Below are 14273 nucleotides of genomic sequence, written 5' to 3' on the forward strand. Positions count from 1 at the left end.
GAGCGGCACGTCGAGCTCGAAGACGCGGCCGAGGATCGGTTCCGTCACGCGGCCACCTGCCAGCGGCTCGGCGCGCGGAGCGTGGCCACGGAGGCTTCGCGGCGCAGTTCGGCGCGGACGCGTTCGACGGTGCGCGGGCTGACGCCGGTCCGCTCGGCGACGACGGCGACCGTGAGCGGGGTCGCCGCGAGCGCGCGGAGCAGGTCGAGCTGCTCCGCGGGGATGTGCTCTTTCCGTGGCGCCGGGATGACGGCGGCCACTGGGGTCTCGCGGCGCAGTTCGGCGCGGACGCGTTCGATGGTGCGTTTGCTGACGCCGGTGCGGTCGACGATCTCGATGGCGTGCCGACCGGTGGCGGCGAGGCGCCGCAGGGCTTCCCGCTGCTCGGCGGGGAGCAGGCGGCCGAAGGCGATGATGCCTTCGCAGGCGAGCGCGATGGCGAACTCGTCGAGCACGGCCTGGGGTTCGGGGTCGAACATCGGGATGGTCACGCCGCGACCCCCGTTCTCTTGTTGGCGCACAGGGTGCGGGCGATCCCGGCGTCGACGCCGGTGCTGACGAGGCGTTCGTACTCGGCGGGGTCCTGGAGCCAGCCGAGGAGATCGGCAGGTGAGCGGTCTTCGAGGACCAGGCCGGCGAGGACGGTGAGGACGGCGCGGGTGCCGAGTTCGATCCCGGCCGGGACCGGGGTGCGGTCGTTTCTGAGGGCTCGGCGCAGGACGCGGTCGGCGTCGGCGAGTGCGAGCCCGATGCCGTCAGCGTCGCCGCGGTGTACGAGGTCGATGACCTGTTGGACGTGCGGGAGGACTTTGTCGAGGTGACGGCTTCCGGTGACGGCGACGGCGTCGGCCGTCCCAGGTGCTGCTGGGGCGATCATCGCTCGTTCCCTTCGGGGCTAGTGGCTGCTGGTGGTGGCGGATTCGCGGGCGTAGCGTTCGGCGGCCGCGCGGCAGACCTTGCGGTGGCCGTGGAAGATCGGGGCGGGGCCGAGTGGCCAGACTCGGTTCTCGGTGAACCGGATGGGCCGCTGGTTCGCGGTGACCTCGCCGCCGCATTCGGGGCAGCGGCCCGCTTCGGAGAAACGCAAGGCTCTGGCGAAGACGACGTCGGAGACCTGGTTGGCCTCCTGGGCGCGGCAGGGCACGGGCTCGTGGCAGCAGCCGCACACCGGGTAGTGGCCGTTCGGGTAGATCCACCAGGCGACGACTCCGGCCCAGGTGCGCAGCCGCAGGGAGCTGGTGCCCGTGGTGGCGTGGATGGTGACCAGGCTCGGGGTGGCGTCGCGGCCGTGGGTTTCGCGCATCGAGCGGTCGGTTTCGGTCCATGCGTCTCGGGGGACGGCGGCGACGTCCTTGACGATCCAGGCGCGCCGGTCGTAGGCGATGGTGTCGCCGATTTCGGGAGTCCGGCGGGTCTTCTCCGCGTCGGCGGGTTCCCATGCGGGCGGTTTCAGCATGTGCTTGCTCCCGCCTGGATGGCCGTCTGCGCGAACGGGCGGTCGTCGTCGGGGTGCAGCGCTTCGGGCAGTTCGTCGACGTTCTGGACGAATCTGGGGCGCGGTAGCGGCGGCAGCTCGCGCGTGTGCGCGCGCGTGTGGTGGGTTACCTCCACGGCCGGAGTTTCGAGTCGGCCACTGATTCGGTGAGCAGGCTGTTCGAGGGCAAGCCGACCCGGACCGCAGGGAGCGGAGCGACCGAGGACCGGAAGCGGCGCGGCAGCGCCTTCCTTCTCTTCGGGTTGTTCTTCTGTTCTGGTTGTTGAGGGTTCAGGTTGTTGATCTCCCTTCTGAGGGAGGTCCGGACGTCCCTTGGAGCGGGTAACCGGATGTCCCTTGGAAGGGGTCGCCGGACCTCCCTTCTGAGGGATGTTCGGGCTGACCTGCACCTTTGCGCCGTAGAAGCTGGTCAGGGTGATGTGGCCGTCGTAGCTTCCGGGCGGGGCCTCGTGGACGGTGTAGATCAGCCGCTTGAACATGCGGTTCGGGCCCCACCGGACTTCTTCGATCTCCACCGCGCCGAGCTCCACGAGCGGGCGCGTGTACTTCCCGACGTCGGTCGGCTTCTTGAGTCCCATCAGGCCGGCGAGCGTGGCCTGCGTGGGCCAGCAGGTGTCGTCGCGTCGCTGCCCGTTCACGTGCATGCGTAACAACGCGTAGAGCGTCTTCGACTGGGAGGGGAGATCGGCGGCGAGGAGGACCCACTGGCCGACCGTGGTGTACGGGAATCCGCGTCCGTGGCGGATGGCCATCTCGGTGTCGGGGTCGTGCGTGTCGAACAAGGTCGTGCTCCGGTTGTGAGTCCGCGCGCGGGCGTGCAGGAGCGCCAGGCGTGGGAGGTGGTCCGGACAACGAGAGGGCGCGCGGGTATGCGGCGGCTCGGGCTGTGCCGGGAGAACCCTCGACGGGGTGCGACGAACGTGCGGTCCGGGCTGTTGGGCCCGCAGGGTTGACCGCGTGGACGTGCTGGCGTCGTGGGTGGGAAGTAACCCCTGATCAGCCGTTAGGTCAGCTGGCGGGGCTGAGCCGCCCGCGAGGAGGCGGGCGGTGCGACGATCGTCTGATCTCTACGGCGTTAGGCCGGAGATGTGACGCTCGTATCGGCTTGACGTCGCCGTGTCGTGGGTACGATCCACGCTGGCCCCCTGGTGCTCGTTTTTGTTGGAAGGAACGAGTCTGGGGCGGTGAGACGGTCTTCGACTGTCTCGGTCTCGGGGTGGATTGTGCTGATCCACCCCGAGGCTCCGCCTGACAAACTCGGTTGTTGCATACTCAACGAAACCTATGTTAGTGATGGTCCCCAACCAATAACAGGGCTGTAACACATAGATCTCCGAAAAAGAGTCGCAGCCGCCATTTGGGTGACGTGTTTTCGTGACAATTCCGAGGCCGAAACCTGTAACGATCACCGCGCCGGTGTCACTCACCAGGGACGACGCGCCACTACCGCCGAGTAAGTGAGGCAAGGGTAACCGCAGGTGAGAAGGGCCCTCGACCGTCCACAGTGACCGGACACACACGCCTTGAGCTTGATCACCTTCGGTGCCGGATCGATCACCTCCGGTGAATATGCAATTGCGCGCTACGCGGACTGCGACATTTGCACTAGCCCCGGAAATGTCACAGTAACAACAAAGGGGCGTCCAGCGATAAATAGTGTTCGCCATTGTGGATTTCGAGCGCAATTGAGCGCGGATCGCCTCCGCTGACGACCGCGGCCTCACGTCGGGAACGCGTAGTAGCCGCCGCGCGGGGTCACGTGCTCGTCCAGCGCGGCGAAGAACTCCGCCATCGCCTCGCGTTCCCAGCTCGGGGCGCCGCCGTCCGCGGTGTGCTCCAGGTAGCGCCTGGTGCTCTCCCATTCCTCCACCACCTTCGCCGTCGGCTCGTTCGAGATCAGCCACCGGGCGTGGCCTGCCGGGGTTCCGCCGCGCATGGCGGGTTTCAGTCCGGCGCGCAGGGCGTCCTCTTCGGACATGGCGAACGTCGACCACGGGGCGCCGTTCTGCTCGGCGGCGCCCGCCGGCTTGTACCCGGCGGGGGCCGGTGCCCGCCGCGCGGGGGCGGCGGGCACCGGCCATGACCACTTGCTGGCCTTCACGACGCGTCGTCCTCGGCGCTGGCCTCGTCCTGAATCGCCTGCTCGATCGCGGCCGCGATGATCTCCTGGCGCTGGTCCTTCTCCAGTGCGCTGTACTCGCGCAGCGTCGTGAGGATCAGGCGCCGGTCTTCCATGGTCAACAGGTTCGGGTTCTCCACCGGGTGCTTCACCACGTCCGCCAACACCCGGATCTGGTTCTCCAAGTCCCGGACTTCCAGGTACTCCAGGCCCGCCTTGATGGCCACGAGCAGCTGCTCTCCGGTCATCTCCGTGACGGGCTTCCCCTGGGTGTCCGCCGAGGCCTGCGCGGGCGCGGCCGGGGGCCGCTGGGGGCGCTGCTGAGCCTGCTGGCGGTTCTGCGGCGGCCGCCCGTCACCTTGGGCGCGGGCGTCCCGTTCGGCCAGGCGACGGGACTCTTCCGCGCGGTCCTCGTCCGCACCATCGCGGCGCACCTCCCGGCTGTACGCCTTAACGGGGTCGCACTTCATGTAGTCGAAGATCAGCCATTCCAGCGGGTTCCGGTCCTTCGGTGGCTCCACGGCCTCGTCTTCGGACTGGATGCCCGCGAACACCGAGCGGCAGCCGACGACCTCGACCTTCGCGCGACGGCCGCGCGTGCCGCGCCGGACACGGAGGATCGCCGTCGAGTCGAACGACAGGTCCTTCTGCGCCTGCGTCGACCACACCTTTTCCCCGGTGGGGTTGCCGTCGTCGCCGATCGCCGAGACGTCGCGGCCGCGCGCGGTGTAGACGACGATGCCGGGGATCGCGGCGAGCAGGTTCAGGATCTCGTAGTGCTTGTCGATCACCGGGTTCCAGTAGTTGGGTCCGGCGTTGATCTCCGCGTTCGGGTCCTGCCGCAGGATCGCGCGGTTCTTCTTCGACTGCCTGGCCCGCCACTTCGCGAGCGCGCCGAGGGCTTTCCACTCCCCCGACATGGAGTCGATGCACACCAGGATGGGCTTCTCCCCGGCGGCGAGAGCGGCCTTCCCGACGTGGCGCAGCCACGCCAGGCGCTCCATGAAGTCGGCGAGGTTCGTGAAGTTCACGACCTGGTAGTTCGCGCCGGGAACGGCGCCGTACTGCTGTGCGGTGCCCTCGAAACCGAATTCGAGCCAGAACGCGCGGCCGACCTTTTCACTGCCGGTGAATTCGGCGAGGAGCCAGGACTTCCCGGCCTTTTCCTCGCCTTCGACCAGGACCATGGGCCACGGCACCGCGCCGGTCGGCGTCTCGGTCGGCACCAGCTTGAGCAGGCGTTCCAGCTCGGCGGTTGCCTTGTCGAGCGAGGTCCCGGCGCCGGTCGGTGTGCTGCCCGGGGCGTCGAGTGTTGCGGTCATTTCTTCCTCGTTTCTGACATGACGGTCCCCTGACGCGCTTTCGTGTTGGACCGAAAGCGCGCTTTATGAACAGTTTGTTTTGGGGATGCCGAAACGCTATTCGGAATGGCAATCAGATGTCAATAAGCATTATTTGACGTCTGTTCTTAATGAATCAGGCCCGAGACGAATTCCGTCTCGGGCCTGTTCGATGACTTCCGCGGCTGGCGTCCTATGGGTACAGGTGTGCCGTCGCGCAGCCCGTACTTTAGCAGCTTTCCGCAGGTGAGCGAGGCTCCTCGCCCCAGTGTTCGCGGTTGCGGTCCGCCTGGGCGCGGAGCATCTGCGCGCGGCCGGTTTTGCCGAGCTCGTCGAGCTGATCCGCGAGCTCGTCGAGGCGGCGGGCGCGGCGTCTCGCCGCCCTGCGTTGCAGGCGGCGGACGCCGAGCAGCACCGCGAGGCCGTAGCTGGCGCGGGCCCGCAGTTCGGGGCCGGTCAGCATCAGCTGATCTCCCAGAAGCCGTGTTCGGTCGCGGTCAGCTCCCGCACCTCGCACGGCACGCCGTCGTCGGCGGAGGTGGCGAAGGCCCAGGACAGCGGGGTCCGTCTGCTCGGCTTCGGCTCGGCGTTGAGTTCCCGGAGGCCGGCGGCCCAGAGCCATCCTTCCTGCTGCCGCACGAGGTACGGGGTCTTCGACGGCTTGGTGTCGATCAGGACGGTGACGTTGGCGGCGGGTTCGGTGTCGCCGGTGCGCCAGGTGCTCATGCGGTGGCCTTTCCAGGGTGAAGGTGGACGGTTCGGGTCATGCGGGTGGCGAGGTGGTCGAGGAAGGCCGGGAGGCGTTCGCTGTCGTCGAACGGGTCCAGGTCGGTGCCGCGGATCTCGGCGGCGAGGTCCGGGCGTTCGCGCTTGAGCTGGTTGAAGGCGGCTTGTCCTTCGCGCTGGTCGGGGTGGTCGTCGTGGTACTGGGTGGCGCGGCGCAGGTATCGCTCGAACTCGGTCACGGCTGCGGCTCCGGGAACAGGCTCGGCTCCGGACCTTCGGCCAGGCGGGGCCCGGCCTGGCGTTCGTCGAGCGCGAGCGCCCACCGCGCGGACGCGGCGCCGATCTCGATCAGGTGGTCGCGCAGCCGTGTCGGGTCGAGTTCGGCGAAGGCGGCGGTGACGTGCTGCATGAGGACGGCGCGGTGCGTGAGCCGACCTCCGGCGCTGTCGACGGCGACGAGCTCGGCGGCCTTCGCCGCGGCGTGCCGGTCGTGCGGTCGGCCGGTGCCGTCCGGGAGCGGGCCGAGGCCGGCGGCCGCGGCCGCGCGGTCCTGCGCGGTGCACGCGGTGAAGACCTCGCCGAGGACGCGATGTGTGGAGGCTCTACCGGGGATCACGCGGTCGCCGCCTGGTCGTCGACGAGGGTGAGCGCCGAGGGCGGCAGGTGCAGCGGCTTCTGGCCGTCGTCGAGCCGCACGAGCACGTCGACAGGTGCCAGGATCTCGCCGCCGATCTTGACGGTGGGGCCGATCGTGACCCGCTGGCCGGGCTTGAAGCCGCCCGGCATGACGAAGACGCCGTGAGCGAGAAGCTTGCGGGCGATGACTTCGGCGGTCTGGACGATCGCCTCGTCGAGGATGGTTCCAGCGGGGTCTGGTTCGTCCTGGCGGAAGTCGTTGAGCTTCGCGAGGGCGCGGAGGCGCTGGCCGACGAAGTCTTCGATGGTCCCCATGATCCGGTCGTCGTCCTTCACCGCGCTGGCGATCAGGTCGACGAGCAGAGGCTCGGCTGGTGCGGTCATCGGCGGTTCCTTCGCTGGTAGAGGTGGCGGTCGCGGTTGGTGGCGCGGCCGTTGAACAGGGCATGGAGGCATCGGCGGACGTAGCGCGTCAGGTCGGTGATCACGTGGGCTCCTGGGCGGGGACGACGGCGGCGACGGCGGAGGGAAGGAATTCCAGGACCGGGTCGACGTCGGGCGGCAGCTGGCGGATGTGGTGCACGAGCGACGTGTCGGCGGCGCGCAGCGGCGGCCGGTCGAAGGCGAGGGTGAAGAACTCGGGAGGGAACCGGGTCAGCTCGGCGAGCAGGACCAGCGATTCCCACGTCGGGTAGAGCTCGCCGGCCTCCCACATGTCCACCTGTGGTTCGGTGACGCCGCAGGCTTCGTCGACGCCGGGGCCGTCGAGTCCGCGCAGGTCGAGGGCCTGGGTGATGCGGTGCGGGACGACGTCCCCGGCCGCCCACGCCTGGTAAGCCCGTTGATCGGGAGAGAACCGCTCGTACCGCTGGTGGGCGGCGCGGATGGCGGCTTCGAGGCGGCCGAGGGCGGCGATCCGGCGCCCGGCGGCGGCCGGGTCGGGCTTGGCCGCGGGCTGCTCGGCGGGCGGCTGCTTGCGGGCGTCGTGGTAGTCGGCGAGAACCTGGCGGCCACCGGGCCGCATCCGGAAGCAGGGTTCGAGCGGGGCCGCGCCGCAGGTCGGGCAGCGCCGGGAGCGCGGGTTGTCCCGCGCGGTGTCGCGCACCGGCCCGGACGGGGACCAGCGGAAGCCGTCGATGGTGCTCACGCCGCGATCCCCTCCCCGAACAGGTCCAGCTGGCCGCCGATGGGCTCCGGCGAGCGGAGGGAGTGGATCAGACGCCCCCGCCACGCCAGGGCGTAGTCGAGGCAGGACACGCACTTCTTGTGCGTGCCGACGCAGCCCGGCAGCGGCTCGCTGTGGCGGGCGTCGACCGACCACGCTTCGCTGTCGGACGTGGCGAGGAGATGGCCGACGCGACGGATGCCGAGGGTCTTAACCCCGTAGCCGTGCAAGCGGATGCCAGGCACCGCCGCGGTGATCGCCCGGATGATCGCGACGATTTCGCTGGTCGCCTGGCGGCGGCAGAGCGAGCCGACACCGACCGGCCCGGCGAGCAGGTCGACGCCAGCGGCGAGGTACTTCCGGATGTGGGCGACGTAGTCGCGGGGCGTGCCGCCCTGGAGCGTCGGGATGAACTTCGAGTCGCCGACCGTGCGGAAGCGCTGATTCCAGCGGGCGGTCAGCTCGAGGTAGTTCTCGGTGGTGCGGTCCTGGTGCTCGTCGACGTCGAGGCCGGTCTTGGCGAGGATGTGGTCCTCGCACATCCAGTCTTGGATGCCGACCATCACCGGCGGGCCGATCCAGTGGTGGTATTCGGCGACGGCGGTGACGTACTCGCGCGGGTCGGTGCGCCAGTAGCCGTGTTCCTCCAGCTCCGTGCGGGGTGTGCCGTCCGGGATGGAGTCGAGCATCGAGAAGGCCCCGGAGTCGACCATGTACGGCGGCAGGCCGCGATCGCGCCGGACCCACCAGGTGGTGCGCTGGAGCCGCTGGTGGGCGATGCACACCGGGACCGGCGCGGCGAGGTGCCGGGGTTCGGAGATGCCCAGGAAGAAGTCGGTCTCGACGTTCACGGCCGTCTCCGCTGGCGTGCCTGGTGAGCGGCAACGGCCGCGTCCAGCAGGTCGTCGAAGGACCGCGCGGGGTCTTGGAGACGGGACCAGCGGGCAAGCAGCTCTTCCCCGGCCGGGGTGAGCTTGAGCTGGTTGCCTTTGAGCCACACCCGCCCGAAGCGGTGCTTCTTCGCCGGGGCGAAGACGACGTACTTCTTGTTCGCGGCGAACTCGCGGGCGGCGCGCTCCTCCGGCAGGTGGAAGAAGTCCTTGAGCTTGTCCGCGTGTTTGCGGGTGTCGGCCAGGTCGCATTGCGGGTCGGCGAGGTCCGCGCGGCCGGTCCACACGTTGACCCGGAGCACGAGGTGCCCGGCGCCGATGAAGTGGAGCGCGCGGTAGTGCGGCCACGCGGAACGGGTCACGGGCCGGTCGGCCGGAGCGGGGACCGCGGGGAGTTCGGAGAGCTCCCACAGGGCCGGAGCGTCCTCGGTGGACGCGTCCATCAGGGACGAATTCATGCAAGAAAATCTTGCATATAAGGGCATCAGATGGCCAGGTTTTTATGCAAGATTTTCTTGCATGATCCGTGACGGCTGAACGCAAGGAAATCTGGCATGATGCGCGCGTGCCACCCATCGAAGTCCCCGGGGAATCCAACGAGCAGGAACGTCGTCGCGCGGCCGCGCGAAAGCGTCTTAAGCGCATCCGCATGGCCCGGGAGGACGAGCCCGCCGCCGTGCTCGAAGCGGTCGCGGCCGGGATCGAGAAGAACGAGATCGCGAAGCTTCTCGGCGTCACCAGGCAGACGGTTCGCATGCGGCAACGAGAAGGCGAAGCCGCGGGGAATCGGCAGGGAACCGCAGGTCAGAGCGGGGATTCCCCCACCCGTCCCCCCGTCGGGGACACTGGGGAAACCGGGGAATCCCCGACGTCGAACGGTCCCCGCGAGCAGGCATTCGGGGAGTCGTCCCCGGGGACGGGGACACCGGAATCTTCGGGGAGCGAACCCGGCGCGACGCGCTGAGTCCCCGCAGCGCGGGGACGGGGACGGCTCCCCGCGGCGCTACGCTGAGGAGGCACCCCGTGTGCATCCTCTACGCGGAGGACGCCCCCGGTTTGGCCACCGGGGGCACGCGCAGAGGATGACCCCCGCGTAGAAGGCAGGTCCGTCATGGACGAGCGCGCAGAGTCCCTTGCGGCGACGATCAAGGCGAAGCGCAAGAAAGTGAAGCTGACTCAACGGGAACTGGCTGAACGTGCCGACCTGAGCATCGCGACGATCCGGGCACTGGAACAGGGCTTGCGGACCGGGTCGGTCGGCACCCTTCAGGCGGTCGCCCACGCCCTCGACGTCACTATCGCCGACCTGCTGGCGAAGGCGAAGGCGCTCCCCGGAGACAGCCCTGACTCAGGCATCGTGGCGATTCGGCGCGTGCTGACCTCCGTTGACGACCTCCTCGACGACGTCGTCGAAACCGATGAGCCGGTCAGCCTCCGGGCAACGTCGCGGGACTCCACCTACGCGTGGGGTGCGTACTGGGGTGGCCGGTACGAAGAGCTGTCCGCGCTCCTGGCACAGGCGATGCTCCGCGCCCGTGCGGCCGAACACGCCAGCCCGACGAAGGACCGCGAGGCCGTAGCCGACAAGCTCGCCCAGCTGTACCAGGTCGCCAGCTGCACGCTGGTACATCTCGGGCACCCCGACACGGCATGGCTGGCGTGGGATCGGGCGAAGCAGGCCGCCAAGCGCGGCAGCGATCCGCTTCGCGTTTCCGCGCTCCAGGGCAGCGCCTCATGGCTCCTGCTGACCGAAGGCCGGTACGAAGACGCGGTGAAGGTGGCGACCAAGACCGCCGAGAAGATCGAGGTAGGCGGGAAGGCTTCGCTTCCGCAGCTGTCCGTGTACGGCAACCTGATGCTGTCCGCGGCCACCGCCACGGGCCGGAACGTCAAACTGCGAACCCGGGCAGCGAAGGCGGACGACTACCTCAAAGAGGCCCGCGCGGTCGCTGAGCGGACCGGCGAGCGCAACGACTACGAATCAGCCTTCGGACGCCAGCAGGTGATCATGCAGACCACTGACGTTCAGGTGGTCACCGAGCAGTACACCAAGGCCCTGCGAACCGCGCGAGGGATGCCCCGCGACGCCGGCCTTCCGCTAGCAGCTCGTTCCCGTCATCTCACGGACGTCGCGTTGTCGTTGGCCCGGCTCGGCCGGGACGACCACGCCTCGAACACAGTCCTGTCGATCGCCGCGAGCGCTCCGGCCTGGATCGAGCACCAAACCTTGTACAAGCACGTCGTGGGCGAGCTCGATGCCCGGCTGATGAGGTCCCCGCTGCATGAGCTGGCTCAGAAGATCGGCGCAAACGGCGAAGAGTTGTAACTCTTCGTAGCGCACTAGTCCGAAAGAGTAGTGCTACAAGGCGTAGTACCTGCTCCAGCTCAGCCGCCTTTAACGTCTTCGCCGTGACCAACGACGAGCGTTCTACCAGCGAAAACGGGGCCCCGGTGGCCTCGTCGACGCGGTCGTGCACGGCGTCGTTCTGGCCTGCCGACCTCGTGACTGACGCCTGGCGTTGGATCTCCGATACGCACCTGGCGACCGCTCGTGAGTGCCGGCCTTGGGGAACGGTCAACGACGACGCGGAGGCGGCGGGTAGTCATGGATGATGAGTACCGGATCCGCATGAGACCCCGAATCGGGATTCGCAAGCACCTCAACCTGCGCCACGCCTACCTCGACGCGCAGCTCAAGAAGCTTGAGCGCCGGGAGATCACCCAGATCGACCCGCTCTGCCACGCGAACCCGGCATACGCCGGTGTGCCGCACGTGTACGACATGGTCAATCGGTGGCCGTTCGAGCACATCGGTGGCGAGTTCACCGCCTGCCTCGGATGCCGAAGCTGGGTCGAGTGCCATCCGCACATCCTCGTCTTCCGCGACATCTTGATCATCTGCGACAAGGACAACGACGTCACCGGTATCCGCGGTGATCTGCCTCGCCCTCGGCAGTCCCGAGAGCGAGTAGGAGGTCAGCAGATGCTGGCCATCCCCTGATCAGCCTCCGGCCCACGCAAGCGGGCGAACTTGACGGCACGCCAGCGCTTTCCCTTCCCCAAAAGAGATCGCGCGTGAGCCGGAGGTGTTCCACCCTTCTCCCCGCAGAAGTGCGTGTTGACCACACGCGCTCCTTACGACTTCTGCGTGAGGGAGATGGGCACGGTGCGCAGAAGGCCTGGAAAACCTTCGTGCGTACCCAGCCGGTGTGGGAGCGGAAACGCTTCCCCGGTCGTCAGGCGCTCCCGGGATCTTGTGAGCTCAAGCCCGGGAGCGCCCTACAACTTCAAACATTTGAGCTACCTCCCAGGCCGGGAGGTGATCAACCCCTCTCCTCCCCTGGGGAAAACGCGATTTCCAACGTACTCCGCCCCACGGGATCCAGGAGATGGGCATGGTGCACAGAAAGCCTTCGGAAGCTGTCGTGTGCACCAGCCGACCACACCGATTAGCACCCGGACATGGTCGGCAGGGCGCTCCCGAGATCTTGGAGTTGAGTCTCGGGAGCGCCCCTACAACTTCATCCCCTCCAGGACAGCCTCGTTATCGGAGGTGGACCTGCCGTCTCGGATTCCGGGGTAATGCACAGCCCCCGGAAGCCGCGACGACGGGTCGGTGCACGGATACCCGCTCCGGTGGTGGGGATCGTGTGCACCAACCGGCCGACCTGATAGCTCCTCAAGTCGGTCGGCGGGGCACTCTCCTCCCGTCCGAGGGGAGAGTGCCCCGACAACTACAAAGCTCCTGCGAGCGCGCCAGGTTCGGCTCGACGTCCTCCCCCTGGGGGCCAGGCCGGAATGGGATTCCTCGCAGGGAACGAAGGCGACTGCCTCGCCCAGAACGCGTTCAGCCCCCCGCTGGGCGATGACGGAGACCTTCACCTGCTGGAACAGGGCCAGCAGCAGCGCCCCCGGAGACTTCCACACCTCCGGGGGCGCTCTACTGCTCCTCCACGCCAGCCTCGACCGCGGCCTCCACCACCGGCTCCACATCCGCCGGCCTGCCCGCCTCGCCGCTCACCCTCTCGTACCGACGCCGGATCAGCTCGAGCAACTGATCTGAACCCTCCGGCCACCGAAGTCGCAGCGTCCGCAGCCGGGATTGAGCCGCGGCCTTCGCCGCCTTCGCCCGTGCCGCCTCTCCCAACGTCTTGTGGTCGACGCCCCGTTCGTGAGCGAAGTAGAACGCCCAGTCCTCAGCGGCCTTGAACGCGGCCAGGCATCCGTGCAGCTCAGCGAAGAGATCGACCGCATCCTCAGCCGTGCTTTGCCACGCCGCTTCGGGAAGGGACAGAACACGCCGAAGGATTTCCGCCTCACCCGGCAAACCGAGCTGGCCGAACAGGTCAGAACGCTCCATAAAGCGCGAGGGTATAGGGCCCTATACCCTCGCGCCTAGGACAAATTTTCCTGTTCAGCCGGTCGCGCGACGCTCGGAGTGTCCATTGTGGAGGCTCGCTCCGCTCGCGCCAGGACGTGCCACAGGGCCCTCCTGGGCGCGTGGGGCGTTGCGCAGCACCTCGTCGTAGTGCCTGCCGCGAGGAACGCCAGCAGCGGCCCGGATCTCGGCGATCCTGGCGGCGCGGTCCAGGTCGACGTCGACCGCCGCCGGTGTTGCGCGGCTGGCTCGCACCTTCGCGAGGTCCGGCACCGGCTCCGGCTCGGCCGGGGCCGCGGACTTCCACGTGATGAGCAGCTGCACGCCCGCTTCGGCGGCCGCCGCCTCGAAGGCCGCACCGAGCAGGGTCCGGCGAGCGGCATCCCGGGCCTCGACGAGGCCAGCGCCCTGCGCCTGGTGCTCGTTGACGAGCGGCTGCATCTTGTCCTTGGCCGTGGCGGCGACGAGGGCACGGTAGGCCCTGGTGACCAGGGAAGTCTGGGTCGCCTTCTGGTTGGTCCACCACAGCAGCCGCGCGAACTCGTTCACGGTGTCGTCGTCGCCCTCGAAGTTCGGCGAGATCGCGACTTCGCGAGGCGCCCTCTTGTGGTCACCTTGCTGGTGACCACGTTGGCGGGCCCCGAGATTTGGCGAGGTGGCTTCATCATCAGCAGTCCCCGTAGGGGGCTGCTCGCGCTGGGGGTCCGGGGGGAGCGTCCCCCCGGTGTTCTTCTTACCCCTGGTCTTCTGGGGTTGGTCTTCTAAAGAGCTGCCGGAACCTCCGGTAGTGATGGGCCGGTTGTCACGAGCAGCAGTTTTGCCCTGTTTTGCCTGGTCATCACTACCGGCCGCTTGGGGAGGTAGTGCGTCTCCTTGGTCGCCTTCGCTGTTTTCGCTGGTCGGGACTACTTCCCCGTTGGGCATGTTGTCCCGACCAGGGGTTTCCCCCGCTGCCGGATCGAGCGCGACGCCGGCCTCGTCGACCGGCGCGGACAGCTCGGCCTCGACGTTCGCAGCGCGCTGCTCCTCGGCGTACTTGGCGAGGATCGTCGCGATCACTTCGGGCTTGTCGGTGACCCACCACGTGTACGGGCCGAGCGCGCCGGAGATGTCCTTCCCGGCCGCGTTCTTCGTGCCCTTCGGATAGCGGTCACGTTCCTTGCTTCGGTACACGTAGCCGCGGTCACGGAGTTCGATGAGAACGGAGCGGACTTTCTTCACGCCGTCCGCGCACTGGCTGGCCAAGAACTCTTCGGTGATGCGGTGGCCCTTTTGGTGGCTCAGCAGGTTGGTCATCAGGCCCTTGCCCGCGAGCGAGAGCTTCGGGTCTCGGGCGACCAGGTTCGCGACGATGGTGAAGTGGCTGGCTGCCGTCTCGCCTCGTTGCAGCCCGCCGATGAAGTCGTCTGCGGCTGGACGAGGTGGAGGTGATGAGCTGGTCACGGTGGTCCCTGTGCTGTGGGGCACGGCCGCCGGGGTGTCGCTTGCCTCCGGAATCGAGGCTGTGTGACACTTGTGGAGCCG

At 68.3% G+C, this 14273-nt stretch carries 19 protein-coding genes; 3 read left to right on the forward strand and 16 right to left on the reverse strand.

The features are described 5' to 3' along the window. Window positions 1–44: 44 nt before the first annotated feature. The 14 genes from DMC64_RS41485 to DMC64_RS41550 all read right to left on the reverse strand — a co-directional run bounded on the left by DMC64_RS41485 (window position 45) and on the right by DMC64_RS41550 (window position 8829). Entirely contained in the window at window positions 45–491 is a 447-nt protein-coding gene (locus DMC64_RS41485) for a hypothetical protein (protein ID WP_040133713.1), read from the reverse strand. Next, the gene (locus DMC64_RS41490) at window positions 488–877 is read right to left on the reverse strand and encodes a hypothetical protein (protein ID WP_040133714.1); all 390 of its coding nucleotides are present in this window, start codon (window positions 875–877) and stop codon (window positions 488–490) included. Before DMC64_RS41490 ends, DMC64_RS41485 begins: the two co-directional genes overlap by 4 nt. 18 nt (window positions 878–895) lie before the next feature. Further along, window positions 896–1456 carry a hypothetical protein gene (locus DMC64_RS41495; protein WP_040133715.1) on the reverse strand — a complete coding sequence of 187 codons (561 nt, stop codon included), beginning with the start codon at window positions 1454–1456 and terminating at the stop codon, window positions 896–898. Then, window positions 1450–2277, reverse strand: coding sequence for a hypothetical protein (locus tag DMC64_RS41500; RefSeq protein ID WP_125737984.1), 828 nt, complete (start codon window positions 2275–2277; stop codon window positions 1450–1452). Before DMC64_RS41500 ends, DMC64_RS41495 begins: the two co-directional genes overlap by 7 nt. Before the next feature lie 938 nt (window positions 2278–3215). Then, window positions 3216–3596 (reverse strand): hypothetical protein, encoded by a 381-nt coding sequence (locus DMC64_RS41505; protein WP_125737986.1) that lies wholly within the window; start codon window positions 3594–3596, stop codon window positions 3216–3218. Continuing rightward, window positions 3593–4936 carry a hypothetical protein gene (locus tag DMC64_RS41510; protein ID WP_125737988.1) on the reverse strand — a complete coding sequence of 448 codons (1344 nt, stop codon included), beginning with the start codon at window positions 4934–4936 and terminating at the stop codon, window positions 3593–3595. Before DMC64_RS41510 ends, DMC64_RS41505 begins: the two co-directional genes overlap by 4 nt. A 247-nt stretch (window positions 4937–5183) precedes the next feature. Beyond that, window positions 5184–5417 (reverse strand): hypothetical protein, encoded by a 234-nt coding sequence (locus tag DMC64_RS41515; protein WP_125737990.1) that lies wholly within the window; start codon window positions 5415–5417, stop codon window positions 5184–5186. After that, on the reverse strand, window positions 5417–5680 hold the full coding sequence (locus DMC64_RS41520; RefSeq protein WP_125737992.1) for a hypothetical protein: 264 nt from the start codon (window positions 5678–5680) through the stop codon (window positions 5417–5419). The genes DMC64_RS41515 and DMC64_RS41520 overlap by 1 nt, the downstream gene beginning before the upstream one ends. After that, window positions 5677–5919 (reverse strand): hypothetical protein, encoded by a 243-nt coding sequence (locus DMC64_RS41525; protein ID WP_125737994.1) that lies wholly within the window; start codon window positions 5917–5919, stop codon window positions 5677–5679. The genes DMC64_RS41520 and DMC64_RS41525 overlap by 4 nt, the downstream gene beginning before the upstream one ends. After that, a complete protein-coding gene (locus tag DMC64_RS41530; RefSeq protein WP_125737995.1) occupies window positions 5916–6296 on the reverse strand; it encodes a hypothetical protein in 381 nt (126 codons plus the stop codon). Before DMC64_RS41530 ends, DMC64_RS41525 begins: the two co-directional genes overlap by 4 nt. Then, on the reverse strand, window positions 6293–6700 hold the full coding sequence (locus tag DMC64_RS41535) for a hypothetical protein (RefSeq protein ID WP_125737997.1): 408 nt from the start codon (window positions 6698–6700) through the stop codon (window positions 6293–6295). The genes DMC64_RS41530 and DMC64_RS41535 overlap by 4 nt, the downstream gene beginning before the upstream one ends. A gap of 100 nt (window positions 6701–6800) precedes the next feature. Continuing rightward, window positions 6801–7463, reverse strand: a complete 663-nt coding sequence (locus DMC64_RS41540) for a hypothetical protein (protein WP_125737999.1) — start codon at window positions 7461–7463, stop codon at window positions 6801–6803. Beyond that, window positions 7460–8332: a hypothetical protein gene (locus DMC64_RS41545; RefSeq protein WP_125738001.1), complete on the reverse strand. Its 873-nt coding sequence runs from the start codon at window positions 8330–8332 to the stop codon at window positions 7460–7462. Before DMC64_RS41545 ends, DMC64_RS41540 begins: the two co-directional genes overlap by 4 nt. Then, window positions 8329–8829 (reverse strand): hypothetical protein, encoded by a 501-nt coding sequence (locus DMC64_RS41550; protein WP_125738003.1) that lies wholly within the window; start codon window positions 8827–8829, stop codon window positions 8329–8331. Before DMC64_RS41550 ends, DMC64_RS41545 begins: the two co-directional genes overlap by 4 nt. 107 nt (window positions 8830–8936) lie before the next feature. Here DMC64_RS41550 and DMC64_RS41555 point away from each other — a divergent pair, with 107 nt between their 5' ends. From DMC64_RS41555 to DMC64_RS41565, 3 genes are all read left to right on the forward strand, one after another. Next, the gene (locus tag DMC64_RS41555; protein WP_125738005.1) at window positions 8937–9335 is read left to right on the forward strand and encodes a helix-turn-helix domain-containing protein; all 399 of its coding nucleotides are present in this window, start codon (window positions 8937–8939) and stop codon (window positions 9333–9335) included. Between the two features lie 147 nt (window positions 9336–9482). After that, window positions 9483–10697 carry a helix-turn-helix domain-containing protein gene (locus DMC64_RS41560; protein ID WP_125738007.1) on the forward strand — a complete coding sequence of 405 codons (1215 nt, stop codon included), beginning with the start codon at window positions 9483–9485 and terminating at the stop codon, window positions 10695–10697. A gap of 303 nt (window positions 10698–11000) precedes the next feature. Further along, window positions 11001–11372 (forward strand): hypothetical protein, encoded by a 372-nt coding sequence (locus DMC64_RS41565; protein ID WP_125738010.1) that lies wholly within the window; start codon window positions 11001–11003, stop codon window positions 11370–11372. Window positions 11373–12311: 939 nt separating this feature from the next. On the opposite strand, the gene DMC64_RS41570 is transcribed toward DMC64_RS41565, so the two are convergent. Then, window positions 12312–12731, reverse strand: a complete 420-nt coding sequence (locus DMC64_RS41570; protein WP_125738012.1) for a hypothetical protein — start codon at window positions 12729–12731, stop codon at window positions 12312–12314. A gap of 54 nt (window positions 12732–12785) precedes the next feature. After that, on the reverse strand, window positions 12786–14045 hold the full coding sequence (locus tag DMC64_RS41575; protein WP_125738014.1) for a hypothetical protein: 1260 nt from the start codon (window positions 14043–14045) through the stop codon (window positions 12786–12788). Window positions 14046–14273 lie beyond the last annotated feature (228 nt).

This window comes from Amycolatopsis sp. WAC 04197, assembly GCF_003947475.1.
GTDB lineage: Bacteria > Actinomycetota > Actinomycetes > Mycobacteriales > Pseudonocardiaceae > Amycolatopsis > Amycolatopsis japonica.